The organism is Umezawaea sp. Da 62-37, assembly GCF_032460545.1.
In the GTDB taxonomy this organism is placed as follows: domain Bacteria; phylum Actinomycetota; class Actinomycetes; order Mycobacteriales; family Pseudonocardiaceae; genus Umezawaea.
On sequence record NZ_CP135965.1, the window covers coordinates 9556332 to 9581951 of the forward strand.

General features: G+C 66.9%; 18 protein-coding genes, 2 pseudogenes and 1 CRISPR repeat array. Of the genes and pseudogenes, 13 read left to right on the top strand and 7 right to left on the bottom strand.

The window, feature by feature from the left end:
* Nucleotides 1-52: 52 nt before the first annotated feature.
* Nucleotides 53-382, bottom strand: a complete 330-nt coding sequence (locus RM788_RS43235; RefSeq protein WP_315926246.1) for a hypothetical protein — start codon at nt 380-382, stop codon at nt 53-55.
* 39 nt (nt 383-421) lie between these two features.
* Nucleotides 422-1315: direct repeats of the CRISPR family, unit length 24 nt; unit sequence TTCGGGACTGGCGAGGATCGCAAC.
* 67 nt (nt 1316-1382) lie between these two features.
* On the opposite strand from RM788_RS43235, the gene RM788_RS43240 reads away from it, so the two are divergent.
* Together RM788_RS43240 and RM788_RS43245 are read left to right on the top strand one after the other, a co-directional pair.
* A complete protein-coding gene (locus tag RM788_RS43240) occupies nt 1383-1604 on the top strand; it encodes a hypothetical protein (protein ID WP_315926248.1) in 222 nt (73 codons plus the stop codon).
* Nucleotides 1605-1616: 12 nt separating this feature from the next.
* Entirely contained in the window at nt 1617-2405 is a 789-nt protein-coding gene (locus RM788_RS43245) for an NsdA family TPR-like regulatory protein (protein ID WP_315926250.1), read from the top strand.
* Between the two features lie 217 nt (nt 2406-2622).
* Here the strand turns inward: RM788_RS43245 and RM788_RS43250 are convergent.
* A protein-coding gene (locus RM788_RS43250; RefSeq protein WP_399345261.1) for an IS3 family transposase occupies nt 2623-4079 on the bottom strand; the annotation gives its coding sequence in 2 pieces (ribosomal slippage) (nt 2623-3714 and nt 3717-4079; 1455 coding nt in all).
* An 877-nt stretch (nt 4080-4956) separates the two neighbouring features.
* Here RM788_RS43250 and RM788_RS43260 point away from each other — a divergent pair.
* The 4 genes and pseudogenes from RM788_RS43260 (at nt 4957) to ligD (ending at nt 8368) form a co-directional block, all read left to right on the top strand.
* Complete coding sequence (locus tag RM788_RS43260; protein ID WP_315926252.1) at nt 4957-5568, top strand: RNA polymerase sigma factor; 612 nt, start codon at nt 4957-4959, stop codon at nt 5566-5568.
* Nucleotides 5569-5848: 280 nt separating this feature from the next.
* Nucleotides 5849-6220, top strand: coding sequence for a hypothetical protein (locus tag RM788_RS43265; RefSeq protein WP_315926254.1), 372 nt, complete (start codon nt 5849-5851; stop codon nt 6218-6220).
* Between the two features lie 232 nt (nt 6221-6452).
* Nucleotides 6453-6917 (top strand): annotated as a pseudogene (locus tag RM788_RS53175) (DNA ligase D); the annotation flags it as partial.
* 54 nt (nt 6918-6971) lie between these two features.
* Nucleotides 6972-8368: pseudogene (ligD, locus tag RM788_RS53180) on the top strand (non-homologous end-joining DNA ligase).
* Between the two features lie 442 nt (nt 8369-8810).
* On the opposite strand, the gene RM788_RS43280 reads toward ligD, so the two are convergent.
* Complete coding sequence (locus RM788_RS43280) at nt 8811-10763, bottom strand: pentapeptide repeat-containing protein (RefSeq protein ID WP_315934897.1); 1953 nt, start codon at nt 10761-10763, stop codon at nt 8811-8813.
* A 541-nt stretch (nt 10764-11304) separates the two neighbouring features.
* Here RM788_RS43280 and RM788_RS43285 point away from each other — a divergent pair.
* The 3 genes from RM788_RS43285 to RM788_RS43295 all read left to right on the top strand — a co-directional run bounded on the left by RM788_RS43285 (nt 11305) and on the right by RM788_RS43295 (nt 13574).
* Complete coding sequence (locus RM788_RS43285) at nt 11305-11706, top strand: nucleoside 2-deoxyribosyltransferase domain-containing protein (protein WP_315926258.1); 402 nt, start codon at nt 11305-11307, stop codon at nt 11704-11706.
* Between the two features lie 754 nt (nt 11707-12460).
* A complete protein-coding gene (locus RM788_RS43290; protein WP_315926260.1) occupies nt 12461-12709 on the top strand; it encodes a hypothetical protein in 249 nt (82 codons plus the stop codon).
* A 31-nt stretch (nt 12710-12740) separates the two neighbouring features.
* Nucleotides 12741-13574 (top strand): hypothetical protein, encoded by an 834-nt coding sequence (locus RM788_RS43295; protein ID WP_315926262.1) that lies wholly within the window; start codon nt 12741-12743, stop codon nt 13572-13574.
* A 418-nt stretch (nt 13575-13992) separates the two neighbouring features.
* On the opposite strand, the gene RM788_RS43300 is transcribed toward RM788_RS43295, so the two are convergent.
* A complete protein-coding gene (locus tag RM788_RS43300) occupies nt 13993-14133 on the bottom strand; it encodes a hypothetical protein (protein WP_315926264.1) in 141 nt (46 codons plus the stop codon).
* A gap of 148 nt (nt 14134-14281) precedes the next feature.
* On the opposite strand from RM788_RS43300, the gene RM788_RS43305 reads away from it, so the two are divergent.
* The gene (locus tag RM788_RS43305) at nt 14282-14734 is read left to right on the top strand and encodes a lytic polysaccharide monooxygenase (protein WP_315926266.1); all 453 of its coding nucleotides are present in this window, start codon (nt 14282-14284) and stop codon (nt 14732-14734) included.
* A 130-nt stretch (nt 14735-14864) separates the two neighbouring features.
* Here the strand turns inward: RM788_RS43305 and RM788_RS43310 are convergent, their stop codons facing one another.
* Both RM788_RS43310 and RM788_RS43315 read right to left on the bottom strand, forming a co-directional pair.
* Entirely contained in the window at nt 14865-17282 is a 2418-nt protein-coding gene (locus RM788_RS43310) for a tyrosine-type recombinase/integrase (RefSeq protein WP_315926268.1), read from the bottom strand.
* A gap of 91 nt (nt 17283-17373) precedes the next feature.
* Nucleotides 17374-18645 (bottom strand): tyrosine-type recombinase/integrase, encoded by a 1272-nt coding sequence (locus tag RM788_RS43315; RefSeq protein ID WP_315926270.1) that lies wholly within the window; start codon nt 18643-18645, stop codon nt 17374-17376.
* Between the two features lie 488 nt (nt 18646-19133).
* Between RM788_RS43315 and RM788_RS43320 the strand changes: the two genes are divergently transcribed.
* Nucleotides 19134-21155 (top strand): pentapeptide repeat-containing protein, encoded by a 2022-nt coding sequence (locus tag RM788_RS43320; RefSeq protein ID WP_315926272.1) that lies wholly within the window; start codon nt 19134-19136, stop codon nt 21153-21155.
* A 713-nt stretch (nt 21156-21868) separates the two neighbouring features.
* On the opposite strand, the gene RM788_RS43325 is transcribed toward RM788_RS43320, so the two are convergent.
* A complete protein-coding gene (locus RM788_RS43325; RefSeq protein ID WP_315926274.1) occupies nt 21869-22390 on the bottom strand; it encodes a hypothetical protein in 522 nt (173 codons plus the stop codon).
* A 1399-nt stretch (nt 22391-23789) separates the two neighbouring features.
* Here RM788_RS43325 and ltrA point away from each other — a divergent pair.
* The gene (ltrA, locus tag RM788_RS43335; RefSeq protein WP_315923412.1) at nt 23790-25037 is read left to right on the top strand and encodes a group II intron reverse transcriptase/maturase; all 1248 of its coding nucleotides are present in this window, start codon (nt 23790-23792) and stop codon (nt 25035-25037) included.
* Between the two features lie 189 nt (nt 25038-25226).
* Nucleotides 25227-25619: a hypothetical protein gene (locus RM788_RS43340; RefSeq protein ID WP_315926276.1), complete on the top strand. Its 393-nt coding sequence runs from the start codon at nt 25227-25229 to the stop codon at nt 25617-25619.
* Nucleotide 25620 lies beyond the last annotated feature (1 nt).

The following is a 25620-nucleotide window of genomic DNA, read 5'->3' on the forward strand; positions in this document are numbered from 1 at the left end:
GAGGATCGCAACTTGTTGTAGACGTCCAAGATCCAGCGGCGCTTGGGCAACGTCAGCCCTTCGGGACTGGCGAGGATCGCAACGCCCACCAGATCATGCAGACGTGGCACGTCGGTTGCAGCGTCAGTCCTCCGAGACTGGCGAGGATCGCAACCGGGACTGGCTCATCCACACGAGGAGGCCCCGGCAGCATCAGCCCTTCGGGACTGGCGAGGTTCGCGACATGACCGCCACCGCGCGCGTCGATCTGCGCAAGGAATAGCGCCAGCCCTTCAGGGCTGGCGAGGATCGCAACGACGAGGTGATCAGGGGTTTCCGTCACAGCCTCGGCGGACAGCGCTGGCCCTTCGGGTTTGGCGAGGATCGTAACGGGTCCATCCACCCTTACTGCTGGACCCGCAGTCGCAGGCAGCGTCAGTCCAGGAGGAGTGGCAAGGATCGCAACAAGTGGCAGGACTACTTAGACGTGTGGGCGGGGCGTGCAACGTCAGCCTTTCGGGATTGGCGAGGATCGCAACTGCGTGCCGGTCGACTGCGCGGTCAGCAGGAAGACAGCAGCGCCAGCTCTTCGGTACTGGCGAGGATCGCAACGAGCGAGTAGAGCGGCAGTTCGAGGCGCGGCACCCGTAGCGCCAGCCCTTCGGGACTGGCGAGGGTTGCAACCACTGGAACGGCGCCGAGGCCAAGCGCAAGCTCGTGCAGCGTTCAGCACTTCGGGACTGGCGAGGATCGCAACTGGCAGGTGCCGACGTGCGTGCAGTCGTCCAGGTGCAGCGCCAGCCCTTCGGGACTGGCGAGGATCGCAACAGGTCGGTGGTCATCTCCTGCACCGCCGCGGCCGGGCAGCGTCAGCCTTTCGGGACTGGCGAGGATCGCAACGGCATCGGGGGTATCGCCCCACGACCGCCCGGTGCCAGCAGCGTCAGCTCTTCGGGACTGACGAGGATCGCAACAGTCATGACGCCTGCCAGCTGGTGATGAAGACCGGCAGCGTCAGCCCTTCGGGACTGACGAGGATCGCAACTGGCAGTGGACCCGCGAGGCGGACGCCCTGATGGCCGCAGCGTCAGCCCTTCGGGACTGGCGAGGATCGCAACACGACGGTCGCGTAGCCCTGGTCCTCGGAGACCATGCAGCGTCAGCCCTTCGGGACTGGCGAGGATCGCAACGGGTGATCTTCCTCCGGTATGTTGCATCTGTGCATGCAGCAGCGTCAGCCCTTCGGGACTGGCGAGGATCGCAACTGGCGAGCGGATACCGACATCACCGGCTCCGTGCGCAGCGTCAGCCCTTCGGGACTGGCGAGGATCGCAACTCGGAGTGGCCGACCCACGCACGGACCCACGTCGCAGAGCGTCGCTGGCGCATCCCTGGCCGCGACGGTGGGCCGCCTCTGGAACAACACCCCCGATGAGCCCGAGCCCGTCATCGGTGCCGCCCCCGGCGCGGCAGGCGGTACCGACTGGCTCGAGTCCGAGGCTCTGGACAGGCTGGAGGCCGTGATCGGGCACTGGCGGGCCGCCGACGACGCCCACGGCGGCGCCCTGTTCCGCAACGCCGTCGTGGCGCAACTACGCGCCGTCTCCCACGACTTGGCCGACTGACCGGTCACACCGTTGACCACGCGGCTGTTCGCGCTGGTCGCCGATCTCGCGGGCCTGGCGGGATGGATGTCCCACGACACCACCAGATTCGCCGCCGCACAACGCTACTGGGCCTTTGGCGTCATGGCCTCACGTCGCGCCGGACAGCCCGGACGCGGCGCGGAGTTGATCTCCCGCATGGCACACCAGCGGGTCTTTTTCGGACATCCCGCCGACGCGTTGGAGCTGCTCGACGTCGCCGACCGTGTCGCTCGTCAAGCCGACCCCGACCACCGGCTGCAGGCGATGCTCACCGCCCAACGCGGCCGGATGCTCGCCGCCACCGGCGACGCCCGCAGCGCGCAGTACTTCCTGGCGTGCGCTGGTGACCTGCTGGCCACCGCCGAACAACACCGCCAACCGGCGGCCGACTGGATCTCCTACTTCACCGCCGCCGAACTGGTCGGTACCACCGCGGTGAGCCGACGCGACCTGCGTGAACTCCACGACAAGGACATCGGACCCGCCAGCGCCGCGTTCGCCGACGCCGTGCTGCTGCGCGACCCCGGATACGACCGCTGCCAAGCCATGGACCGCGTCGGCCACGTCGCGGCCCTGCTCAACGAACGGCAGCCGGAACAGGCCTGCTCGGTGGCCCACCAAGCCCTCCACGCCGCCGCCGGACTCGACTCGACCCTCATCCGCTCCCGGATCCTCACCCTCACCGACGCCGCCGGGCCGTTCCAGCGACACCCCGACGTGCTCGCATTGCGGGAACGGGCCAACGGCATGGCCGTGGCCCCGACCGTCCCGGCCGCCTGAAAGCACCGGATCGGCTTGTCCGGCCAGGCGAACCGTTTCCGATCTTTCGGTGACGTCGGGTTCAGGCCGGTGCTCCAGGCCGCTCGCCGGCACCGGTCGCAGGACGCCTGGTCCTCGTCCAACGCAACGCGAGCGGCACAGTGAGGAGTTGCCGCACCGAGGCCGACGACCCGGACGACGGCGGCTGGCCGGAACCTGTCAATGGCGTTGAGACAGCTCAGGATGCTTGTTCTGGGTCGTGTTCTGCCTTCTCGTCTTCCTGAGGTGGTTCGTTGATCCAGGCCGCTGCGGGCAGCCGGGGCGGGGTCGGTACGCGGTGGAACCGGTCCGGGTTGGCGGTGTAGGCCGCGTGCAGGACTCGGGCGCGTTCGGCGCAGACGGTGGCGGCGGTGCCGTCATGGACCGACGCCGGGGTGTGCAGGCCGATCCCGCTGTGGCGGTGTTCGTGGTTGTAGTACTGGAAAAACCGGTGGCTGAACGCGCGGGCGTCGGCGATCGACCCGAACCGGCCGGGGAACGCCGGGCAGTACTTCAACGTCTTGAACTGGGCCTCGCTGTAGGGGTTGTCGTCGGATACGTGCGGCCTCGAATGCGAGCGGGTGACACCCAGGTCTGCCAGCAGCATGGCGACGTTCTTCGACGTCATGGAGGTGCCGCGGTCGGCGTGCACCACGCCGGGGATCGTCCCGCCGTTGGCGGCGATGGCGTCGGTGATGAACCTCGCGGCCAGCTCCGCGGTCTCGGTCGACGCGACCATCGCGTGCACGACCTTGCGGGAGTAGATGTCGAGCATGACGAACAGGTCGTAGTACACGCCCCGATCGGGTCCCTTGAGTTTGGTGATGTCCCAACTCCAGACCATGTCGGGTGCGGTGGCCACCAACTCCGGCTTGACCTTCGCGGGATGGGTGGCCTGCGCCCGCCGCTCACGGACCTCGCCGGCCTGGCGCAACAACCGGTACATCGTGGAGATCGAGCACAGATAGCGGCCCTCATCAAGCAGGGTGGCCCACACCTGCGCCGGGGCCTTGTCCACGAACCTGGGTGACCGCAACACGTCCAGCACCTGCGCGCGTTCTGCCGCGGACAGGCTCGCCGGGTGCGGCGCCGGTGGACGGTGCGGTCCGGCCACCGGTGGTGTCGGGTTGCGACGGCGGTACAACGTCGCCCTGGACTTCCCGACCAACGCGCACCCCGGTTTGGTGCCCAGCAACGGTTCCAGCTCGTCGAAGGCGTTACCGATCAGCTTGTCGACCTGCGGTCGGTGTCCGTGCCCTCGGAGATCGTTTCCAAGAGCCCTTGCAGTTTTCCCATGATCTCCACCACCGCCTGCGACTTCGCCAGCTCGCGGGCGAGACGCTCGTTGTCGGCACGGAGCCTGTCGGTCTCCTTCTCCGCCGCGGACCTGCCTTTCGGGCCCGAGGGTTTCGCGGCCAGGGCGTCCAGGCCGCCCGCATCGCGACTTCGGGTCCAATCGATCAGATGCGAGTGATACAGCCCTTCCCGCCGCAACAACGCGCCCTTCGCGCCGGGCTCGGTCAGACTCTCGTATTCCTCCACGATCGCCAGTTTGTAGGCGGCGGTGAACGTCCGGCGTTTCGGCTGACCCGCACGAGGTCCCTGTTTTTTCTTGCCCATCGGATCATCATCGGCCCGTAGATCGGCGGTACTCAACGTCACAGTCCCAGGATTCCCGTCTTCGCCCTACATGTTCCACAGAAGTCTTGGTTGGCTCTGTGTCTCACGCCAGTCTGACAGAGAGGGGGCCACCGACGGGGGGTCGGTACTCCTGGCGTGGCCGCGGCCGACAACCCAGATCGTGCCGGACGGTGGTTTGGCAGTCCTCTGGTCTAGCGGTTGCGCCTCACCGGGCCAGTGGAATTGTCCCGGACGTCCTTGAGCCAGGCAGGCCCTCGCCTGGGACTGATCCACTAGGTCGAACGCAGGCGGTGAGTTCTTGGCATGTGCCTGTTGTCTAATCAGGGGCAAGGGGGATAGCACCCACCGGTGGCTCGTGTGGTGGGTGCAGGTCGAAACCCTTGCCCTGGGGAAAGGCGCACCCCCGCCAAGCGCGTGGACGATGAGCAGCGCAGGAAGGCTGTCCACCGTTATGTGCCGTGTTCTCGAGCCGCACACGAAGCGGTCGGCCCGGCGCGTCTTCTACCGGAACTGCCTCTAGACCTGCTTGATCGAGGTGTCGAAACTCGTTGTGGGGGTTTTGGGGGTCTTAAGGCTCTTAGTACTGAAGGCCGCTAGAAGGACGGCCCGGCTGGAGGGAGACCCCGGTGTTGTGGACGGAGATCCCGCAATGGCTGGCGGTGGGCGTGGCGTTCGTGGTCGGTGCCCTGGCATCACGGCTGATCACACGCGCGGCCCGGAGGGTAGGACACGCGGTGGCGTCGGCGGGGCGGCACACGCTGCGGGTATTACGTTTTGCCACGGTCCCCGCGGGCGGGACGCTCACCGAGCGTCACCACGACGGGTCGACCTGGACGGTCGATCGCTCGCCCCGCCCCAAGCGGCGGAAGCGTGGACGGGAAAGGCGACGCGGGTGACAGAGGACGACCTCCCGGTTCCGGGCAGCCTGGAACCCCAGGGTTGGGCCGCAGCGCAGGAGACCTTCTTGCGCTGCGGCCCGAAGTTGACCACCGCGCTGGCCGTGATGCTGCGATCACACGCCGACGCGGAGGACGCGGTGCGTGAGGCTCTCTTTCGCCTGGCGAAGAGTTTGCCGACTATCCGCGATCGCTCACCCCAGGCGTTGGACGCTTGGCTGCGCAAGACGGCCGTGCGCGTGGCGTTGGCCGAGCGGCGCCGGACACGACGGTGGATCCTTGGCGGTCTGCCCGACGAGCTGAGCGAGATGTGGCGGGCAGCGTCGAAGCGGGCGGCACTGTCCCTGTCGCCTGATGAGCAGGCCGCGGCGGGCGAAGCGCTGCAGTTCGTGGCCTCGTTACCGGGCATGCAGCGCACCGCCTACGTGATGCGTCATGCCCTCGACCTCACCGTGGCCAAGATCGCGGAGGCCATGGGGTGTTCGGAGGGCAACGTGTATACCCATCTCAAACGGGCGCAAGACGCGATCGACAAGAAGTTCGCCGCACCGGATAAGGCACCGCAACAGTCGAAGACCAGGATCCTTGGAAGGGGGCGAGGGGAATGACCGGTAAGCCCGAGGAGCACCAGGTGCCCAAGCCTGTGGCGGACATGTTTCGAGTGCTGCAGCAGGGGATGGTCGACGAACGCCGTGAGGCGAACCTACTCGACGAGGTCAAGTCGAGGTTGCTCGCCGAAGGGCATCCGACGGCGGAGGGCACCCAGCCTGCCACGGTTTGGATCTCTCGCCGCCACCACGCCGCAAGCTCGTCCTTCCCCCGAGGAGCGCCGTCAGCGGGACAAGCTGGCACACGGCGAACGGGCGCGTGAAAGTCCCGAACCGGAACATGAGCATGGTGTCGATGGTGGGCGCCAACGGAACCCGGCAGATCGTCAAGCGTGGACTCGGCGTGCTCCTGCTGCTTGCGTGGTCGGTAGCGGTGATCGTGTCTTTCGTTTTGTGGGACAACGACCTCCCATTTTCGCTGATCCACATGCCGTTGGGGTTTTTGTTGGTCGGTTGGGAAATTCGCCAGTGGGCGAGGCACAGCCTCGATCGGATGCCAGCTGCCACCATTGAGGATCACGACACTGGATCTGGCCGTGGCGGATCTGTTTACGGTCGCGGCCTGCCTACGGCGAACGGCACAGGTAGCACGGTAAAAGGCATGGGTAGGCGTGATGGTGATGGCGGGGGTGATGATCACGTTCGTCGGTGACCGCGGGCGGCGCAGCTAGACCGTTCGGGTTACGGTCGGCCGATGGCGGAGCAGCCACGTGGCTGCTCCGCCAAGGGATAGTCGGGAGGTGAGCATGGGGCGTGTGGCCCACGGCGAGAACGCTGGCGTCCCGGCCTGGGTCTCGCCGATGCTCGCCAAGGCCGACGGCGGCCGGTTGCGATCCGGGCCGTCATGGGCCTATGAGTACAAGCTCGACGGCTACCGGACGACGATGCAGGTCGCGGCGGACGGAACGACGGTGCTGACCAGCCGCAACGGCATTGACTTCACCGACGAGTTCCCCCGCCTGGCTGGCGTCCTGTCTGCTGGTCTGCAGGGTCGGGCGGCCGTGCTCGACGGCGAGATCGTCGTCTACGACCCCGCCGGACAGATCGACTTCGGGGCGTTGCAGGAACGCTGCGGCCGCTACCGCAAGCACAGCACTTCCCTGCAACGCGACGAGCCGTTCGAGGATGTGCCGGTCCGGTTCCTGGCCTTCGACCTGCTGCGCCTGGGTGACGAGGTGCTGCTGGGAAGGTCGTATGACGAGCGGCGGGCGCTGCTGCAGACCGTGCCGATGCCCGACCCTCGCTTGGTGTCGGTAGTGCCCGCGGTCACCTTCGATCAGCTCGTCGCCGGCCGGCTCACACCGCGGCACCTTCTCGACCGGGCAGCGGCCGCTGGATATGAAGGCCTCGTTGCGAAGCTGCGGACCTCGATCTACGAGCCGGGGAAACGGCCCGAGTCGTGGATGAAACACCCGGTGGTCCAGACGCAGGAGGTGGTCGTGTGTGGCTGGCGGCCGGGCCAGGGCCGCTTCACCGGCACGGTCGGCGGTCTCCTGCTCGGCGCGCACGACCCCGACACCGGCGACTTGGTCTACTTCGGCGACGTCGGCACCGACCTCACCGAGGCCGCCCGGCACGAGCTGAAAGCCCTGCTGACGCCGCTGGAGCGGGACGACCACCCGTTCGCGGCGGCCCGCCGCGCGAGGATGTCCGGCGCGGTCGGTGGGTAGAACCGAAGGTGGTTGGGGAGGTCGTGTTCCGGCAGCTCACCCGTGGCGCGGGCAGGCTGCGGCACACCGCGTGGCGCGGGCTGCGCGACGACCGCGACCCCACCGAAGTGACCGCCCTGCGCTCCGCGCAGACAACGACGTCGCCAATGCCGACTCTCGCCGCTCCTGCGGCACCCGTGGTCACGTCAAAGGCCAAGCCAGCCGCAGACTCGAGTGCGCGCGTCACCGTGCGGGCGGGCAAGCGCATCCTCACGCTGTCCAATTGGGACAAAGTGCTGTACCCGACCGATGGATTCACCAAGGCCGAGGTCATCGACTACTACAGCCGCATCGCCCCAGTGCTGCTGCCGCACCTGGCCCGGCGGCCGATCACCACCATCCGGTTCCCCGACGGCGTCCACGGTCAGCAGTTCTACGGCAAGAACGTCCCCGCCGGTGCCCCGCCGTGGCTGCCCACGGTGCGTTTGCCGTTCACCGGCACGCGTGGCGGTAGAGGTGGCGGGACGGTGGAGTACTTGTTGTTCGAGGAGTCGCCAGCGTTGGTGTGGGCGGCCAACCTCGCCGCTCTGGAGCTGCACGTGCCGCAGTGGACCCTCGCCCCCGGTCCGGCGCGGGGTCTGCCGGACCGGCTTGTGTTCGATCTCGACCCCGGCGAGGGCGCCATGATCGTGGACTGCGCCCGTGTCGCCGAGCGGCTGCGCGGCGTCCTGGTCGAGGACGGTCTCCTCCCGGTCGCGAAGACCAGCGGCTCGAAGGGGATGTAGGTCTACGCCGGAGTACGGGTCGGGCAGCCCGAGGCGACGTCGGTCTACGCGAAAGCGCTCGCGGAGCGGTTGGCGCGCGAGACCCCGGAGCTGGTGGTGTCGAAGATGACGAAGGCGTTGCGCGCGGGCCAAGTGCTCATCGACTGGAGTCAGAACAATCCCGCCAAGACCACCGTGGCGCCGTACTCGCTGCGCGGCCGGGCACGGCCGACGGTGTCCGCCCCGATCACCTGGGGTGAGGTGCGGGCCTGCCGTCGCGCCGAGGACCTGGTGTTCACCGCGCCCGACGTTCTCGACCGGGTCGACCGGCTCGGTGACCTGTTCGCGGAACTGGCCACGACTCGCGCCGAACTGCCCCTGCGCTAGCCCATAGGCTCCAGCTCCACCACATTCTCGCGATCATGGGCACGGTGCTTCGACGGGACGCCAGCCGGTTGAGCGCGCGGGGCTGGACTGCCCTAGACGCCTTACATCCAGCACGCTGCGGTCGGGTGGTGCCGCGCTCGATCATGATGGTGCGCACCTCCGCCACGTTCCGCAGCGCCTTGGAGGCGGCTCTTTGGAACGATCTGGATGGACAGGAGGCGGTTTCCGGTCGGACTGCGACGTATTCCCCAGATGTAGACTGGCGGTCATAGTCGATTGTGGCCACCGGCCGCGTAGCGGTCCGAGGTGATGTCGGCCAGTTGGACAACCTCGGCGAGGTGGTGGTCGGTGAAGCCGAGCATCCCGGCGGCGGGACGTCGATCAGCAGTTGGTGCGGAGCACCGCCGAACAACCATTGGGCGCGGAAAGACACGACAAGTGCTTACTCCGGTGAACTGCCGCCATGCTTACCTTGCGACCCGTCGCTCGGTTCGGGCACGGCCAACACCACCGGTACCGGTACCAGTCGCAGCATGTCCGGTGCTTTTCCAGGCGCCGCGGTCCCCCGGTGGTGATCGTCAACCGTCCATCCTGTCGGCCACGCACATGAGTCGGTGGGTGCTTCCGCAGCCGTAGCTCCTTTCATCACTACGACATCGGCGAAGGTCGCCCCACTGAACCGTGCGGGGCCGGTAAAAGTCGCCAAATCGAATTCTGCATACCTGATGAAGGTCGCCCCGCCGAACTGTGCGTCGCCGATGAAGGTCGCCCCGCCGAACTGTGCGTCGCCGATAAAGGTCGCTCTGTTGAACAGCGCGTCGCCGGTGAAGGTCGCCATATTGAATTGCGCGTCGCTCGTGAAGCGAGTCCTGCGGAACTGCGCGTCGCGGGCGAAGGTCGCCTGGTCGAACCAGGCGCCGCCGATGAAGGTCGTCCCGTCAAACCGCCCCTCGCGCATGAAAGTCGCCCTCCCGAACCAGGTGCTGTTGGTGAAAGTTGCCTGGTCGAACTGCGCGTCGCGGGTGAAGGTTGCCTGGTCGAACCACGCGTCGCGGGTGAAGGTTGCCTGGTCGAACCACGCGTCGCCGGTGAAGGTTGCCGCGCCGAATCGCGCATCGCCGGTGAAGGTTGCCCCGCCGAATCGCGCGTCGCGGGTGAAGGCCGCCCCGCCGAATCGCGCGTCGCGGGTGAAGGCCGCCCCGTCAAATCGCGCGTCGCCGGTGAACTGTGCATCGGTGAAGGTCGCCTGCCGAACAGTGAGACCGGTGGCGTCGAAGTCGATGAGGATAGCGCCGGTGAGGTCGAGCTCGTAGCCCTCGGGCCAGTACCGCGGGTTGGTCGGCAGGCCGGTGGTCTCGTCGGTGTCGGGGTGGAGGTGGGCGGTGAGGATGCGCTGCGCGGTGAGCCGGACCTCGCGTTCCTGTCGCAACTGCTCGGAGGCGATAGCCGGTGTAGGTGGTATGAGACCGGTGCGGCGCGCGGCCGCGGCGCTAATGGTGACACGGCGAGCTGCGCTGCCGCGTCGAGTAGCCGCGGGCAGTCCGGTCCGGCGGGCGGCGAGCTGCTCCGGCGGCGAGGTGTAGGGGCTGCGTAAGTAGGCGCAGATCACGTTGATAACGGTCTGCCGCTGGCCGGTGTTGTCCTGCGCGACGCGTTCCAACGCGTACAAACCACCGTGGCGGACTGCGGCCTTGTCCGAGCCCAACTGCTCGACCGCCTTGGTGTACAGCTCAGTCACCCGTCGGCCAGTTGCGTCTTCCCGGTTGTAGTTGTCGACCCGCTCGGCGTGTACCCGGTTTTGCTCGGCGATCTGTACCGCGTGTGCTTGGACCTTCTCGGCGTGCAGCCGGTTGGTCTCGGCCACCAGTTCGGCGTGGGCTTGGGCCCGTTCGCGTTGTGCCAGTTCCTCGGTGCGTTTTTCCAGTTCTAGTTCTTGGGTGCGTTGGCGGCGGGCCGCGAGGTACAGGGCGAACAGGCCACCGCCGCCGACTGCGATCGACGCCGCCAACTTCAGCACGTCCAGGTACGCGGTGGACTTCTTGTCCGCGTCAGCGAACGTCAGCCCGTCGACCCACCGCCACAACAACACCGACGTCACCACGGTCACGCCCAGCACGAGGACTGCGACCACCGGCACCGTCCACCGCGGCAATCCCGCCCGCGGCTTCCCCGGCTCCGGAGCGGCGGCCGGGCTGCCCTCGGAGTCGACCGTGCCTGCAAGCCGCGCGTCGATCGAGGATGACGACGGTGGCGATGTTGTCGAGGCGGGTGATGTCGGCTGGGGTAACGGGCCGGGACGACGGGCAGGCTCATCGGTCACGACCTGATCATCGCCGACGCCACCGATACCGTTGCCGTGCAGACGCGGCTCGTTCGGCTGGCAAGCCGTACGCATGCCCGTCACGACCCCGCACCACATCGCAATCGACCATCGGCCGATGTCGCCCAAACCTCGACGACGTCATGGCAAAAGATGGCGTAAGTAGGCAACGGGCAACACCTGGTGCACTGATCGTCGACCGCCATCGTCGGTAGCATGAACTGCGCTATCTGTCTCATCACCACCTGCGTCGTACCGGCGGAGGTGGTCCGGGAATGGCGTCGGTCGGGACAGGTGCGATCACGGCGGTGGCGGCGTGATGGCCCGGCTGGTAATGGCCCGCGAGGCGCTGCCTAGCCTGGGCATGCCCTCGGTATTCCTGGCCGGGCCGACATCGACGCTCGCGGCGGACTCGTGGCGGCAGAGCGCGGTCGGCCCTGCTGGCGAATCTGTGGCGCGGACCGCAGGAGTTGGTGGTGCTCTCCCCGAAGTCGCGTGACGGCGTGCGTGCCGAGACCTATCGCGAGCAGGTGATTTTTCGCGCGGTCGGTCGTGTCCCGGCGCTGGGCGTCGGATTCCGCCGTGCCGCAGGAACTCGTGCTGGGAAGGTGCGTTGATGTCGGTCGAGCTGGTCTTCGCCCGTGAGCCCGCTCAGGCTGATCGGCCGTCGGTGATGCTGCTCGGGCCCACGCCGGTGGCCGAAACGGTGCCGTCATGGAGGCCGCAGGTGATCGAGCTGCTCGCGGCCGGATGGCGTGGTGTCGAGCCGCTGGTGGTCCTGTCCCCGGAGTCCCGAGGTGAGGTGCGGGCGCGGAGGTACGAGGACCAGGTGGCCTCCGAGCTGAAGATGATCGAGGCGGCGGATGCCGCCATGTTCTGGATTTCCCGCGACGTGACCCTGTTGCCCGGCTTTACCACCAACGTCGAGTTCGGGTTGATCGCCGGGACGAGCCCGGAGCGGGGTGCTGGGCTGCCCTCCGGACTGCCCCAACCCCGAGCGCAACCTTCTCCGAACTAAAGCGCGGACCATTGAAAAAAGCTCTCGAAGCATAGCCTCGAGAGCTTCCTTGGTCGCTGGTCGCGGGTCCGCGTCTTGACCTAAGGGTGTCTGTGCCTTGCTGGTGGGTTCTGGTCGCTCAGAGCAACAGCAGAGACCGCACGTTGTGCCACCAACGCCTCAACTTGGGAAAGCGGGTGGCGGGAACGGGTTGTGGTGGCTCGGTCGGGCCAAGACAGTGAGGGCCGTGCGATCGAGATGCACGGACCAGTCTCACCACCAGGCGCAGGAGCATGATCGTCAGCCGAACGATCGACTTGGTGAGAAGCAAACCGTGAACAATGCCGAGGATCACCGTAAGTAGTGGTCCCCACGGAGCCGGCAACTCGGCGAGTGCCAAGTAGACCGGTCCCCAGAGAAGCACGGGGGCCCAAGCCACCCAGTGCTCCATGTGTCAGCTCTGCGCGGACCCGGTCTGTGCGTTCGCCATGCAACCTCCCAGAGGCCAGTTGAGCGGTGAGCTGCATCCTGACCTCCCGTGAGTCGGACTCGCGCCGTAGCGCCCTTCACCTGCCTCAACGTGCGGAGTGCGTGTGAGGTTCCCACTGGCTGCCGCCTGGAGGCGCGGTCGGTGGTCGTCGCGGCGCTTGGCGTAGCAGTGGTGTCGTAGCCTGCGGCGGGCGTTGTCCGTCTTCCGGGCCGGTGCGCGGATCACTCATTCGAGGGCCGGTGGTGGAGGGAGACGGCGCAGGACGGCGCCCTGCACCACCGCCTGGTGCAGGGCGCGGATCTCGTCGTGCTGGGCGGTCAGGCGGCTGACCGCCGGGTCCCGGAACCTGCGCAGTTCCTCCAGCTCGGTGTTTTGCCGGGCGAGGCGTCCGCGCAGGTGCCGGTTGTCGGCGGTGAGCCGGATGATCCGGGCGTCGCGCGGGTCGGTGTGGTGCTGGTGCGCGCGTTGGGCGTTTTCCGAACTAACCGAGGTGTGCCGATCAGTCGAGTTTGGACGGGCGACGATGAGCTTTGAGTCGTAGCATTCTTGTCCGAGGTGATGCCCGGTGGCAGCGGACGATGACCAGGCGGTTCAGGCGAGGCTGTCCAAGGTGTTCACGACGGTGAAGGCGTGGCGGACGCGGACTGAGATGCCTCAGCCGGAGCCTGAGCCCGGAAGCTCCTTGGCCGGTGACGATCAGGCGACCAGCCCGCTTCATGTTTCGCATGCGGTCGTGGGAGTTCTAGTGAGCGCGGTCGACCACTTCGAGACCGTGCGCCTGGTGGTGCAGGAGCAACATGTGCTGCCTGCTCGTGGCGGATTCACGTTGTTGCGGGCAGCGCTGGAGAACGCCGCTGCGGCGGTATGGCTCCTCGGCCCGTCTGACCGGCAGGACCGGGTGTTCCGCCAGCTGCGTTGGGAGTGGGCCAACGTTAACGACGGGAACAACATCTTCAAGTTGATGGGCGAGATGTCGGAGGACGAGACTCACGCGGCTGACGTCAAAGCCCAGGTGGAGACCCTGCGCAAAGCCCAGAAGACGCGATTGCAGGACCTGGCCCGAGCCCACGGGATGACGCCAGCCCGGGTCGGCGACGTCATCGCCAACCCGGACGGGTTTGGTCGCATCGTCGAGACAGCAGGCGATCATGCGCGGGGGTTGACAGGCAAGCATGCGAAGTGGGCATGGATGACGTGCAGCGGCTTGGCCCATTCCCGCAGATGGACCGAGTTTGCCTTCCTCGAAAAGGAGGTGATGCCGGGCGCGACGGATGACGTGGGCGTTGCCAAGATCGGCGCCACCGAGGAACACCTCGCGGCGATGGCCGAGGTCGCCGCCCAGATGCTGACCGAGGCATGGCGGCTGTTTGACGAGCGGCGTGGATCTCTCATCGGCTGACCGAACAGCCACTGCCCTCAAGACCTACCGTCGGCAACCCGGCGCGCTCGCGCCGGGTTGCCGCCAGCATTCCAGGGAGGTCGTGTTCGGCGACCGGCAGCAGGGGGGCCTGTGTCGTGAAAACGAGGCGGTGGCGCATCCGGCAGCAGACTCTCCTTGGTTTTCCGCGCGCTACAGGAAGCCAGATCAGCACGCGGGGATCTGGGGCCCCGCACCGTTAGTTCAGAGAAAATAGAGCCCGACACGGTTGATGCGGTGCCGGTCGTGGACGTCCAACCAGGCGTGAGTGAGGGCCTGCCATATTCTCTGAACTAACACCGGACGCAGGGCCGCGATCTGACGTATCCGCTGGTGACCCCTGCACGAGTAGGTCCTGAGGACGGGGCCACCTCCTGCGCGGTGCCCGCACCCGCGGCTTTTACGCGAGGGGAATGCCGCCCTCGGCGTGGACGACCTCACCGGCGACCTCCGGAAACACCCGACGGGCGCGCTCGATCACGTCGGGGCTGTTGTCGCGCAGCAACGCGGCGGCCAGGGCTTGGGCGGTCCAGGTAACCATGACGCCGTGGCGTGGAAAGGATGGACTGTGGGCGGGTCCTGTTCGCTCGGCAGTCCCTCATAAGGGTGATTCGAGGACTGTTGGGGATGGCGAGCTGGCGAACAGGGGTAGACAGAGACGACCTATCCCATGATCCACAGGAGAGCTTGTGTCCGGATACATCACCGTCCCTCCCAGCCGCGCCGCCCGGGCGAGGCTGGGTGAAATTCCCGGCGCCGGAGACATCCAGTACGAGCCGCAGAGCGTCGAAGCCCCCAGCGGTTCGATGCTCCCCAACGGGGACGGTGCTCGCTTTCCCGAGCTGAACGAGGACAGCCTATGGGCAGATCATTTTTTCACGGTCCCGGCGGGCGCCCCTGACATCGAGTTCAAATGGATGCTCGTGACGCCCAAGCGCACTCGGTCGTTCAAATATTTCATGGACCTGAACGCCGACAACAAGCTCTGTGAGTTCAACTGCTACGGGGCGACCCCGTCGTCCATTGTGGAGCACATCGTTCCCCTGGGCGGGTGGACCGGCCGTCGGACCATCCTCGGGGTGTGGGAACTCGCGGACAGCCCGAACTCCTACTACCAGGCCGTCGACCTCCTTATCGAGTAATGCGATTGAGCCGCGAGTCCCTCTGCCCACCGCCCGAGAGCACACCATCGAGTGGTCCATCCCGGACGGGTCGAGCCCCACCAGCCCGCCGGGCTGCCCGTAACGGCGGTGCCCGCGCTCACAGCCCGTATCAGGATGCCGAGGCACCCGGTGGGCGGACGCGGGGTCCTGCCGATGGGCTGGCGGTGCGCCCGGCGATGTCGGCGAAGGCCGGCAGGCCGAGGGTGACCGTGGTGGAACGTCGGCTGCGGTCGTCGAGTTGGGCCAGTTTGTCCTGGGCGGCGGCGAGGCTGACGCGCAGGCCTTCGGCTTCGCCGAGCCAGCCTTCGCGTTCGGCCTCGTCGATGCGGCCGGTGAGGTTGTCGCGGATCTCGATCAGGCGCGGCCGCTGGGTCTGGTCGACCCGGAGGACGGGGCATCGCACGCAGCTGTGCTCATGTTGGCAACTCGTTCCGTAGGCGCGCCCGCAGTCGCCCAGGGCGACTTTGCGTTGCTCGAAGTGGCCCAGGAACTCAGTCCATTCCTCCTCGGTGGGGACGCGGTACTCCCCGCCGGGGCGCAGGGCCCGGCGGCGGGCGATGAACGCGCGGTGGCCGTTGATGGCCTCCTCGGGGTAGACGGCCTTGTAGCCCATGGTCGTGTTGATGTCCTGGTGCCCGAGAAGCAGCTGCGCGATATGCGGCGGCATCCCGTTCATGGTCGCTTCGGTGGTGAAGATCCGGCGGAAGTCGTGCGGCTGGTAGTGCAGTGGCTGCCCGGTGACGTCGATGATGGCGGAACCGGTGAGGATCTCGGTGATCGACTTTCGGATCAACTGGTCGGACACGACGCGGCGCTCGCCGCCCAGACGCCACTGGAACAGCAGCGGCGCCGGCGGCAGCCAGATCCTCTCCGCGACGTCGTAAAAGGGGACCAGGGGAACCGCGCCGCTGTCGCCGCGCACGCGGTGGATGATCGCGCTGAGGACGTCGGCGAGTTCCGGCGCGACGACCAGGAGTCGTTCCCGGTCGTTTTTGGACGGAGCGATCTGCAGCAGGGGGATGAGTTCACCGTTGGCCGGCACCCGATACTGGGTGATGCTGTGGTGGCTGGTCTTCAGCATCTCCTCGATCCGGACCCCGGTGTGCCGGAGGAACTCGACCGCCGCCCACCCCCAGAACGCCCGCTGTTCGTCCAGCCACAGATTCCGCCGCCTGCCGTCGGCGTCGCGGACGTAGTACGACCGATCGGGGTGGTTGACGTTGTTGCTGTTCGTCTTCGTGAAGTTGTCGCCGAGGACGGTGAACGACGAGCCCGCCGGGACTTGTTGGAGGGCATGCAGCCTGGCTTGGGCATCCCGTAGGTGCTGCTCGGCGGCGCGGACCAGGGCGGGCATCGCCGGCAATCGCTCCCGGGTCCGTTGGTCCATCTTGGCTTTGCGTCGGGAAGCGTGCTTCCTGTGGTTGGCCTCGTCGCTGTTGACGGGGGTGGGCGCGGCCCAGGGGCCCCAGCGGACCGGGTCTTCCGCGGCCCAGTGGGCGATGTCGAGATAGAACCCGCGGACCACGGCCAGGATCTCGCCGTAGTTGTCACGTGGGCTGCTCACCTCGCCGATCGAGCCATCGGGTTGTCTGCGGCGCGTGACCTTCGTGCGCAGCCGCTGTTTCCAGGCCACCGCAACGTCTTTGGACAGGTGCAGGGACTCGATGCCTGAGTGGTGGGTTTCCAGGTTGGCCCAGAAGTGCAGTGTGAGTGTGCGAGCGACTCCCTCAAGGCTGTTGTAGTCCAGGGCAGGCTGGCGTTCGGCGAGGTAGTCGACGAGCAGGTCCCGGACCGGCCAGCATTTCAGTCCGTAGCGGTCGACGAGCTGCTCGACCGTTAGTTGCCCGGTGAGCACGGTGAACAAGCGCAGCGTGGCTGGAGCATCCGCGGGAAAGGTCCCGATCCCCTTAAGCAGGGAGTAGAACACGATTTTGCTGCTGCCTCCCTTGGTCACCGGCTCGACCGTCCGCAGTTCGAGGCAATCCCCGACGGTGATGTCGGAGACCCCGCCGCCCTTGGCGAGGACCATGAGGGCGATTCTCGTGAAGGCCAGGTTCTCCTGCATCGACGACGACCCGGCGAGCCGCGATTCCTCGGCGAGTCGGGCGAACCCTGCCGGATCGCGGTGTTCGCCCACCGCCTGGCGCCAGTGCCGACTGCGGGCGGCAGCCTCCAGAAGGAAGGCCAGGTCCGGACGGATCACGTCCGCCAGCAGCAGGCAGAGCAGCCCGCTCTTGAATTCCGCCGGTCTCGGTTTCTCTCCCTGTTCGGCCAACCAGACCGCCGGAGCCGTCAGCCACTGCGTCCCCCACGACGTCGCGCGGCTGGCCTGCCAGCGTTGCTGCCAGGTGGCTCCGGGGAAGGTGCCCAACCAGCGCAGCAGGCTGCGGGCTCCGTAGCGCCGGTGGTTTTGGGCGCTTTTGTCCGCGGCCCGTAGCGGGGCCCGGTCGATGCGGTCGAGGATTTCCTCGAGGGTGGCCGACGTCGAGGGCCAGGCGTCGGGCACAGTGCGGGGCGGGAACTGCACGAGCAGTTTCCGCCCCGCCCCGCCTCGCCGAGGTACTCCGAGAGCGGTTTGCACTGCCCGAGTGTGTCGGCCGGGCGCGTGGTGCCGGTGGTCATGGCTGGTGTCCGAACAGGACGCGCAGGGAATCGGGGTTGTAGTCCGAGACCGGTGGTACCGGGGGCGGCGCGGTTCTGCCTTCGGCCCGTCGCCGGTGGTGAGCCAGCGCGCCCGCGATCACGTCGTCCGACGTGGGGGTCGTGTAGAGCTGCGTGGTGCTCAGGCTCGCGTGGCCCAGGATCAACTGGACGTCGGTGATCGGCATTTCGGGATCGTGGGCCATCCGGTAGGCCCCGGTGTGTCGCAGATCGTGCAGCGAATAGTTCGAGCCCAGCAGGGCCTGCGCCCGGTTGAGCATCTCCCGGGCGGCCGGGTAGGCCAGTGGACGCCAAGGACGCCGCAGCGTGCACCACAACGGCTCCTGCCGGCCCTGGGGAGCGCCCTTGCGCCACATTTCCTGCTGGTAGAGCCGCAACCACACGAACGCGTCCGGCGAGGCCGGCAGCCACTGGAACGCCCCGCTGCCCTTACGGATCACGCCGATGAGCTGCTCGCCGGGGTCGGTGTACCGCTGGGGCACAGTGAGCAGTTCCTCGGCGCGGGCGGCCGTGGACACCCAGAACGCCAACAGCGCACGATCACGGTGGTACTTCAGCCCGCTGAACAGCGCGGTGAACACGTCGTCGGGGATCCGCTTCGGGATGCGCCGGGGTGTCCTCGGCCGGTAGCGGCCCGTCCGCTCCTTGACGAACGGGTCGAGCGGGTTGTGGTGGGCGTTGGGTCTGCCCGCCCGCCGTGACCGGTCCAACGGGAAGGGATTGATGATCGGCCCGGTTCCCGCATCCCGGTGGTAGTCGTAGAACGCCCGCAGCACCGTCTCGGCATGCGCGCGAGTGGACGCCGCGTACTTCCTGCCCGGAGCCGCTTTGCCGGTCACCGGGTTCACACGGCCTACAGGCGGCGAAGCAGCGCGGCTGGCGGCCGCAGGATCCTCCCGACGCCGCCAGTGCGTCCGGACGGGCTTGTCCGCGATCCGCATCCACCGCATGAAGTCCCGGGCTTCCACCTGCACGGCCCGGTTCCAGACAACATCGACCGCGTGGAGAAACCGCCACCACCGCAGCAGATCGTTCCCGTAGGAGTAGACCGTCGCCGTAGACGCATCCAAGGCCTGAAGCTCCGCGAAGTACTCGGCCACCGGGATAACAACCGCACCATCCGCGTCGATCAGCCGGTAGGGCTCCCACACCTTCCCCGTGGCTACCAACTGTCCGGTCTCAGGCAGGACAAGCCCAGATAGATCCCGCTGATCACCCTTGGAGCGCATGAGGCGAAAGCTAGCAGGGACCCACTCTGACCTGCAAAAACACCTGTGCTAGTTCAGTTAACACATAGCCAGGTCGCCACCCGGTCGGGGTCAGTCACGGACACCGGCGTCTCCACGTGGATCAGCGTGGTCTCCTGCGGGGTGGGCCGGGTCAGGTGGAGGTGTGGGGCTCGCTGCCGACCCATTGGGCCGGTCTCGATGTGCATCCATTTCGCTCCATCACGTGGTTCTGAGGTCGGTGTGCCCGCCGAGCACGAGCGGCGCGTGGCCTTGCACGACGAATGCGATGGCTGTGTCGCCGCCGCTGTGGTGGACCGTGCCCGTCATGGTCGACACCCGCGCGTGGCGAGGTAACACGTTGCCTGGGGTCACGATGGGTGTGCGTGACCCCTGCTTCGACGAACCCGACCGACCCCGCCGTCGATCCTCCGGCGGGGCGGGCGGCCTGGCTGCGCCACGCGGTGGCCCGACGACCTGGGGCGGGTGTGGTGACCTGGCTGCTGGCCACCGGTGGTGTGGCGATGGCCTTGTGGGCGGTAGGGCCTTGGTCGTGGTGGTCCAGGGTGTGGACCTGGTTGGGGCGCTGGTGGCAGGTGCCGATCGCGGTGCTGCTGCTGGTCGCCGCGGTCACCGTCGCCGCCCGGCGGTCGGGCCCCATGTCGACGGTGGGCGAGCCGGACGGGGCGGGAGCGGAGGTGATGCGACCGCTGACACCGCGGACGATCCTGTTCGGCGGGCTGACCTTGCTCGGAGTCGGGATCACCGCAGCGGTGGTGCTGCTGGTCAACTTTGCCGGGACCGATCCCCGTGACCGGCTCGACGCGATCCGCACCGCGGCCACGCTGTTGGTGGGCACCGGAGGTGCCGCCGCGCTGCTGTTGGCCGCCCGACGACAACGCGCGGCTGAACTGACCCTGGCCGTGCAGCGCAAGGCAGCCACCGACACCGCCCACGACGCCGCGGCACGGCGGATCACCGAGCTGTACCTCAAGGCGGTCGAGCAGCTCGGCTCGGACAAAGCCGCCGTGCGCCACGGTGGCCTGTACGCGCTGGAACGGGTCGCTCAGGACAACCCCGATCAGCGGCAGACCGTGATCAACGTGATCTGCGCCTACCTGCGCAGCCCCTACACCCCACCGTCCGAGCAACCCGCCGCCCGCCGGACCGGACTGCCTGCGGCCGCACGCCGCGGCACCGCGATTCATCGCGCCGCCGCCGCACACCGCACCCACCTCACCGCACCGGTACCGACTCCCAGTTCCGAGCAGGTGCGACAGGAACGCGAGGTCCGACTCACCGCACAACGCATCCTCACCACCCACCTACGCACCGACCCCGGCATGACCACCCACCAGCCGACCACGTCCCGGTACTGGGGCGAGGGCTACGACCTCGACCTCACCGGTGCCACCCTCATCAACTTCCACGCTACCGGCCTCACTGTCCGACAAGCGACCTTCACGAGCGCGACCTTCTCTGGCGTCGCGCTGTTCGACGGGGTGGCCTTTTCCGGCGATGCACTGTTCGACGGGGTGGCCTTCTCTGGCGTCGCGCACTTCGGCGGGGCGACTTTCTCCGGTGTCGCGCTGTTTGGCGGGGTGGCTTTCTCCGGTGTCGCGCGGTTCGGCGGGGCGACTTTCTCCGGTGTCGCGCTGTTCGACGGGGCGACCTTTTCCGATGTCGTGCACTTCGGCGGGGTGGCCTTCTCCGGCGACGCGTGGTTCGTTGGGGTGGCCTTCTCCTGCGACGCGCACTTCGTTGGCGTGGCCTTCTCCGGCGACGCGCACTTCGGCGGGGCGACTTTCTCCGGTGCCGCGCGGTTCGGCGGGGCGACTTTCTCCGGCGCCGCGCGGTTCGATGGAGGGACTTTCTCCGGTGTCACGTGGTTCGACGGGGTGGCCTTCTCCGGCGACGCGCACTTCGGCGGGGTGGCCTTCTCCGGCGTCGCGCACTTCGGCGGGGTGGCCTTCTCTGGCGATGCGCTGTTCAACGAAGTGGCTTTCTCCGGTGTCGCGTGGTTCGACGGGGCGACCTTTTTCGGTATCGCGCTGTTCGACGGGGGGACCTTCACCGGCGAAGCGCTGTTCAACGAAGTGGTCTTCTCCGGTGCCGCGCGGTTCGTCGAGGCGGCCTTCTCCAGTGTCTCGCGTTTCGTCGGGGCGACTTTTTTCGGCGCCGCGTGGTTCGTTGGGGTGGTCTTCTCCGGCGCCGCGCGGTTCGCCGGGGCGACTTTCACCAGTGTCGTGCACTTCGGCGGGGCGGCCTTCTCCGGCGATGCGCTGTTCGGCAGGGCCTCGTTCGCTATGCCTGCGTCAATGAAAAAGGCCACGGTTCAGGTTCAGGTCATCCCCTTGTCTGCCTGGCCACCCGGTTGGACGGTTAATGAGAACCCTGGCGTCGACGCCGTACCCGGCGACGAGCGCGTGATGCTGCCGCTGGTGCCGGTACCCGAGGTGATCGTTCATGCCCCGCCCTCCGCCACCGCAATCGGCAGGGAGATAGCCCGGTGAACGCCGTCGGTCGCCATCCCGTGAACGCTGCAGCCGGTGGTGACCGGGCCACCCCTGCGACTGTAAGGGTGGTCGCGGTGCGCGAGGTCGACACGACAAGGCCCGGCCGACCGGGGTGGTCGACCGCGCCGCACGGCGCCGATCCCGATGAAGGGGGTGTCGGGTCAGGTGATGGTGTCGTACTCGCTGTCGACCCACTGGGCCAAGCCCTCCAGTCCGGCGAGGCAGTAGGCCTGGTGGGCCAGGTCGTCGTGGCCGCGGTCGCGGGTGGTCCGCGGCCTGCTGCGCGTAGACCTCGCCCAGTTGCTCCGGGGAGCCCGTCGTGGCCCGCACCTCCAAGGCTCGGCGCAGCACGAAGTCGGACTCCACCAGTTCGCCCAGGCCGCGTTGGGCGCGACCCGTCGTGGTCAGCACTGCTCCGCGAACTCGACGGCGGTCTGCGAGGCGCGCATCGCGTCGGCCAGATCCTTGAGGCTGATGCGGGCATGGGCCAAGCGGCATGGGTGACGGCCCCGCGCACCAGATACTCGCGAGTGCGTGCCGAGTTGCCGCAGCACGACGATGATCTGGCACGAGCACTGCTGATCGGAGCAGATGAACTCGCTGACGCAGGGCGGTTGCGGCGGGTGATGGGTGGCTGCGGTCGTTAGGTGACCAGGCGCGTGAGATCGAACTGAGTGGCCGGTCGATGCCTTCGCCTGCGTGCTCTGTGGCTACTCGAGAAGAATCGCTGAGAGGGGTGGGTGGTCGAGGCTGCTCAGTGTTCGGTCGAGCCAGCGGGATTCGTCGGCGTACCAGAGCACAGGCTCCATCCCGCGTCCCAACGGCAGGATGATGTTCAGGTTCGTCGTGGGCACGGCGAAGGTGAGTCGACTTCTCCGGCCGGGCAATGCCCGTTGCAGCGCAACAGGACCGGCGGTCAACGTCTCATTGGTGGGCAGCGGACTGATCAACCGTGAGGTGGCACGGGTCGAATGGACCGTGTACTCCTCGACCGACCCCGAGGTGCGTGGGGTGCCGTCGGTGAGGAGCACCCCACGGATGTGAGGAGTGCCTTGGAGCAGGATGGCGATGTTGGTGGCCAGGTCGTCGAGACGGTGCGGCAGTGACTTCGTGCTCCAGTCGGTGAGCTGGAACAGATCACCGACGTCGTCGACGCGGATCCACGCAGGTGGCCCACCGGCCGTCTGCCGGATCTTCTTGGCGAGGCGAGGCGAGTCGCGACACGGCCCCACAACTCGCCCTCCAGCAAAAGCCCTTCGTACACGCTTCCCGAGGGTTGCAGGGCGGCCGGATAGACCTGCGCGGTCGTTCCCTGATAGTCATAGGTGCGCGGAGTTCCGTCAGCCCCTGTGCCCGCGCAGACCTGGGCGAGTTCGTCGGCCCAGAGTGCTGCTGCCGTGTCAACGAGAGGCTCGTGCGATCGCACTACGATCGAGACGTCGTGCTCGGGTTCCAACGTGAATCGCGTGCTCTGGACGAAGTGGGACCACCGCGTGATCTCGTGTGACTTGCGGTCGTGCGCCAACGTGATGACCTCGACCGCGTAGTCCAGACCACCTCGGCTCAACCCCTCTTGGTCAGACTGGTGTGAGACACCCTGTGTCAGGGTGGGTTCATGATCGAGGGCGGGATCGGAGATCCTCATGACCGTGACCTCGCCATCCGGCAAGCAGCCCAGACCCGTCCCTCACGGCCGCTAGGCCGATCCGGTACCGCGTCCGTCCCGGCGGGTGTTCACCCCGCAGTACAAGGCGGACATGGTCACCGAATACGAGAACGCCCCCAACGGAGAAAGGCGCCATCCTGCGGCGCGAAGGCCTCTACTCCTCCCACATCATCGAATGGACCAGAGCACGCGACGCAAGACGCCTGACCGGTGACCCCGCAAACCCCGGCCCCTCGACACCATCACCGAGGAAATCCGTCGAACAGATCGAGCTGGAGAAACTGCGACGCCAGGACCAGAAGCTGACCTCCGATCTGACCAAGACCCGGATGGCACTCGACATCATGGGAAAAGGTGTGCCACGAGCACGGGACGCTGCTTGAGGTAGTGAGCAGTTGATCGTGGTGCTGCACGGAAGATGAAGGATGTTGGCCCTTCGGAGTCGCCCTGCGGGGGTGATTTCAAACCGCCTGCTGCCGCCTTGGCCGAAGACCGTGGTGGTGAGCGACGCAGGAAAAGGCGCACATGATGCGTCAGGTGGGGATCGTGGAAGACGGAGCGCAGCCCCCAGCATGTGGGGGTCACTGTTGACGCGTCGTTACATATTCAGGTGACATCAGAACCGGGCACTACTTTTCGGCCTGGGATAAGCCTGGCGGGTGTCCGCTTATTGGCCAGGCGGTGTCCGGCGTGGAGGTGACGTGAGCCCGATCTGCTGCTTCCGTGCGGAACGTGGGAAGGCATACCCCGATACTGACAGCGAATTCGTCTCCGGGTGAAGCGCTGATGAGAGGGAGCGTCCCAAGTGGAGATCCCACGAGGGATTGAGTACCGATTCGAGGTGTGCCGGCGGACTGGCTCGTAGTAGTGGTGAAACTCCTGCTGGGCGCGGTGGGGGCGGAGCGAAGGGGCCGGATTGTCCGTGGTTCGTGTGTCCGGTCAACCAGGAAGCTGGGAGGAGCTGTATGGACGAGCTGAAGTCATCAGTGAAACCGTTCGACATTTCGAAGCGGGAGGTTTGGGACGCATACCTGAAGGTGAAGGCCAATGGGGGTGCTCCGGGGGTGGATGGGTGCACGATCGAGGAATTCGAGAAGGATCTGAAGAGAAATCTCGCGAAGATCTGGAATCGGATGTCATCGGGCAGCTATTTCCCGCCCCCGGTTCTGGCGGTAGAGATACCGAAACCAGGCGGCACAAGAACGCTCGGCGTGCCCACTGTGGCTGACAGAATCGCCCAAACGGTGGTGGCCAGGCATCTGGAGCAACGGGCGGAACCGTTGTTCCATCAGGATTCCTATGGCTATCGACCGGGGCGGTCGGCGTTGGACGCGGTTGCGGTATGCCGGAAGCGATGCTGGAAGAAGGACTGGGTGGTCGATTTGGACATCCAGAAGTTCTTCGACAGTGTGCCGTGGGACTTGATGGTCCAGGCGGTGGAGGCTCACACCGACGCTCGTTGGGTGCTGCTGTATGTGAAACGGTGGCTTGCTGTGCCGTTGCAGCGGCCCGACGGGACCTTGCTGCAGCGAGACCGGGGAACCCCACAGGGGTCAGCGGTGTCACCCGTATTGGCGAATCTGTTTCTTCATTATGCGTTCGATACGTGGATGTCCCGGAACTTTCCGGGTGTCACTTTTGAACGTTACGTCGACGATGCGGTTGTGCATTGCGTCAGTGAACGTCAGGCGCGCATGCTGGTCGAGGCGATCGGGGAACGGATGGTCGAAGTCGGGTTGCGGTTGCATCCGGACAAGACCAAGGTGGTGTACTGCAAGGACGGGAAACGCAGTCGGGATCACCCGGTGACGTCGTTCACGTTCTTGGGGTTCACTTTCCACGCCCGCGGGGCGCGGGGCAAGAACGGGGAGATATTCACTTCGTTCCTGCCCGCGGTCAGTAAGGATGCCCTCAAGAAGATGAGTGCGCAGGTGCGAGCCTGGCGGCTACATCTACGCACCGGCCGTACTTTCGCCGAACTCGCCCGGGAGATCAACCCGGTCGTGCGCGGTTGGATGCAGTACTACGGCGCGTTCTACCAGACTGCGCTGTATCCCTTGCTTAGGCGTGTCAACTACTACCTGATGCGCTGGGTCCGCAAGAAGTATCGGAAGGTCAGGACCTTCAAGAAGTTCCACAAGCGATGGAAACAGGTGACCGCTACGTGGCCGAACCTGTTCGCTCAGTGGAGATGGGTCCATTCGATCTGGTGATCAGGATGATAAGAGCCGTATGACGGGAGACTGTCACGTACGGATCTGTGGGAGCCCAGGGGTGCGATTCCCCTGGGCGACCCGACCACACGCGCTCTTGCAGGAACTCTCCGAGAGCGAACAGGACGACAGACCGCCCGGGAAGTCCTGACCACCACGTTCGCCGACCTGCGTGCCGCGGACGTCTCGGTGACGAAATCCTGTGCCCTGACGGGATTGTCGCGGGCGACGCACTACCGACACCTCAAGCCGAGCGGCCCGGTGCACGGGCCGTGGCCGGCACGGAGGTCGCCGCCGCAGGCCCTGGACGCCGATGAACGCGCCTGGGTACTCGAGATGCTGACCGGGCCGGCCTACCGGGACCTGGCGATCCCGCAGGTGTGGGCACGGGAACTGGACCAGGGCCGGTACTGGTGTTCGGTGTCCACGATGTACCGGATCGCCCGTGCCGTGGGTCAGGTCCGCGAACGCCGTCGGGTGGCCACCCACCCGGCCAGGGTCCGGCCCGAACTGCTGGCGCGTGGTCCGGGTGAGGTGTGGTCCTGGGACATCACCGCGTTGAAAGACATCCCAGGGGCGTAGA